The organism is Clostridium tarantellae (assembly GCF_009295725.1).
GTDB classification, from domain to species: domain Bacteria; phylum Bacillota; class Clostridia; order Clostridiales; family Clostridiaceae; genus Sarcina; species Sarcina tarantellae.
Genome location: NZ_WHJC01000321.1, coordinates 1 through 3,624, shown reverse-complemented (window position 1 = coordinate 3,624; position 3,624 = coordinate 1). Strand labels below are relative to the sequence as shown.

Here is a 3,624-nt window from a genome sequence, read left to right as displayed (position 1 = left end):
AAGGGGTTGTTGCACACTTTTTTAAAGGAAATATATTCCTAGTAGATATATAATCAATATCACTAGAAATATATTTGTATTTTTAAAAAAGTCAATGGTAATATTTTTTAATTATTAAACACTAGTGCTAAGAAGTGATGAATAAAAATTAATGAGGGAGGTGAATCATTATCTTAAAAAAGATAATGATAAGGGTTATGAAAAATATATTATTAGTAGAGGATGATAGAGCAGTAGCATTGGCAGTAATATATAGCTTAAAAAAAGAAGGATTTAATGTATGTCATGCAACAAATTTAAAATTAGCTAGAACAATGTTTAATGATAAAGTAGATTTAATCTTACTTGATCTAATGTTACCTGATGGAGATGGATATGAATTATGTACTGAAATAAGAGAAAAAGGTAATGAAGTTCCAATTATTTTTATGACAGCTTGTGATGAAGAATCTAATATAGTTTTAGGATTAGACTTAGGAGCAGATGATTATGTTACAAAACCTGTAAAAATAAGAGAATTAGTTTCTAGAATTAATGCAGTTTTAAGAAGAAGAAGTATTAAAACTACTAATAAAGAATATGAAAATATTTTGATAAGTGATGGAATTGAATTAGATAATGCCGCTCATACGGTTAAGAAAAATGGTAAAGAGGTTTCATTAACATTAAGTGAGTTTAAATTATTATTAATGCTTATGGAAAATTATCCAAATGTATTAGGGAGAAATTTAATTCTTGAAAAGCTTTGGGATGTAGATGGAGATTTTATAGATGCTAATACATTAAGTGTGTATATTAAAAGACTTAGAGAAAAAATAGAAGAGGATAGTAAAAATCCAATACTTATAGCTACTGTAAGGTCTGTAGGTTATAAATGGACACCTAAGGTGGTGAAAAGATAATGAATGCTTTATTAAATGGTAATGAGAGGGCTAAACTTGGAGCTTTTCTCATTATACTATTTATTTTACAAGGATTTGTTTTTTACACACTTAATATTAATACTTTAGGAAAAATAAACAGAAGATACATAAATCAAAATATATCTATAGTTGGAGAAATATCAAATTATAATGAAACTTTAGGTGAAAAAATAATTCCTTTAATAACAGGAAAAAAACAAGGAGATTACAATAAAGGAAAAGAGATTATGGATAGATATTCCTATAATACCAATTTAAATTATGATTTTAATCCGTTATTTGAGGATATAAATAATCAATGGATTATATCATTAATTTTATTAATTACATTAAGTACAATAATAATTTTAGTGGGAGTATTTTTTATAACTAATCCTATGTTTAAACAAATAAAAATATTAACTATAAGAGCTGAAAATATAGTTGAAAATAAATTTTATTCTAATGAGAAAACTTATAATTATAAAGGAAGTTTAAATAAATTTATAGTGAAATTTCAACTTATGGAAGACAGAATAAAAAATAGTATTTCATTATTAAAAGATGAAAAAATTAATCTTAAAAATATAATTAATGATATATCTCATCAATTAAAAACTCCATTAATGGCATTGGCTATGTATAATGATATACTAAAGGATCATAAAGAAATGGATAAAGAGGAAATAGATGATTTTATTAATTTAAGTAAAGAGCAGTTAGAAAGAATGAATTGGCTTGTTAAGACATTACTTAAATATGCTAGATTAGAAAGTAATGCAGTAGAATATAGAAAAGAAATTTTTTCATTAAAAAATACTGTGGAGGAAAGTATAAATCCTTTAAAGATAAAAGCAGAAGAAAAAAATCAAGTATTAACTTTTATTTGTAAAAAAGACATAGAATATTATCATGATAGGAAATGGGTAGGAGAAGCTATAAGTAATATAGTTAAAAATGCTATAGAACATACTAAAGAAAATGGAAAAATAGAAGTAAACTTATATGAAACACCATTATCTATAACTGTTTCCATTAAAGATAATGGTGAAGGTATTGAAAAAAGTGAATTAAAGAAAATATTTAAAAGGTTTTATAAAGGTGAAAATTCAGTAAATCCAACTAGTATAGGAATAGGTTTATGTTTAAGTAAATCCATAATTCAATCTCATAATGGAGATATAAATGTTGAAAGTGAATTAGGAAAGGGAAGTACTTTTTATATTACTTTTTTAAAAACTGTAATATGATACATATATTTGATTATTATAAATTTATAAACTATGAAATTGTATAATCTATAATGTAATTTCATAGTTTAATTATTTTATTAAGTAAAGTTGCTAAGAAAATGTTTTCATGATAAAATTGTACTAGAAAATAATTACAAAACAGTATAAGAATGAGATGTTGTTTATATGGGGAGGATTAAAGATGAAAAAGGGATTAACATGCCTTGTAGCATTAGCAGTTGTTTCTTCACTTTTTATAGGATGTAATACTGCAAATACTACTGAAAAAGCAACTGATAAAACTGAAACTACTAAAGAAGTAACAAAGGTTTTATGGGAACATGGTGGTGATTTAGAAGCTCAAAAAGGGCAAGATAAAAATATTGGTACTGCTGGATTACTAGCTGGTAAATCAGGTGATTATATTATAGTGGGAGGAGGAGCTAACTTTCCAGAAGAACCCGTAGCAAAGGGTGGGCCAAAGAAACATTATCCTGATGTATATGTATTAAAAGAAGAAAATGGTGAATTAAAGCAAGTAGACCATACTACTTTAGATTATGAAATAGGTTATGGTAGTTCTATTACCACCGATGAAGGAGTTTATTATATAGGTGGAAGTCCTGATAAAAATGAAGGAGATAATGTTACTCTTTTCACTACAGATGAAAAAGGAAAGATTACTTCAAAGCATGTAGGAGATTTACCTTTCACAATTAGTGATGGTGTTGCGGCTAAAAAGGGTAATAAAATATATTTTGGACTTGGAAAGCAAGATGGAAAGGCATCTAATAAATTTTATTCTTTTGATGTAGAGACAGGAAAAACTGAAGAATTAGCGTCTATTCCAGGAGAGTCAACTAGAAATCAAGCTGTTGCTCAACTTTTAGGTGATAATATTTATATATTTAGTGGTGGAGATAAAATAGCTTATACAGATGGATATAAGTATGATATAAAAAATAATACTTGGGAAAAAGCTTCGGATGTAAAAATTGGAGATGAGGCAATATCTCTTTTAGGAGCAAGCTCTGTTAAGTTAAATGATGAAGAAATGATGGTTATTGGAGGCTTTAATAAATATATATATGATAATGCTGTAAAACAGCTTAATACGTTAAAAGACCAAGAATTAGCAGACTTTAAAGCTGGTTATTTTGGAGCAGATCCTTCAGAGTTTAATTGGAATAAAGATATATTAATATATAACTCAGCAAAAGATTCTTGGAGAACAATAGGTGAAGTACCTTTTGATGCACCTTGTGGAGAAGGATTAATAATTGATGATAATAAAATATATTCAATAAATGGAGAAATAAAGCCAGGAACTAGGACAAATAGAATGTATTCTGGAACTTTATTTAATGAATAATTAAATAAAAAGCATCTTTAAATTAGTATAGTTTTTTACTAATTTAAAAAGATGCTTTTTTGCTTTTTAAAAATTTAGATTTATTTTTATATAAGATATTAATTATTAACTATTTAAA

General features: G+C 25.9%; 3 protein-coding genes. All 3 read left to right on the top strand.

What is annotated here, in order from left to right; genetic code table 11:
• Positions 1–197 precede the first annotated feature (197 nt).
• Entirely contained in the window at positions 198–902 is a 705-nt protein-coding gene (locus tag GBZ86_RS13765; RefSeq protein WP_152891588.1) for a response regulator transcription factor, read from the top strand.
• Positions 902–2,152 (top strand): sensor histidine kinase, encoded by a 1,251-nt coding sequence (locus tag GBZ86_RS13760; protein WP_152891586.1) that lies wholly within the window; start codon positions 902–904, stop codon positions 2,150–2,152. The genes GBZ86_RS13765 and GBZ86_RS13760 overlap by 1 nt, the downstream gene beginning before the upstream one ends.
• A gap of 184 nt (positions 2,153–2,336) precedes the next feature.
• Entirely contained in the window at positions 2,337–3,506 is a 1,170-nt protein-coding gene (locus GBZ86_RS13755; protein ID WP_152891584.1) for a cyclically-permuted mutarotase family protein, read from the top strand.
• Positions 3,507–3,624: the final 118 nt, after the last annotated feature.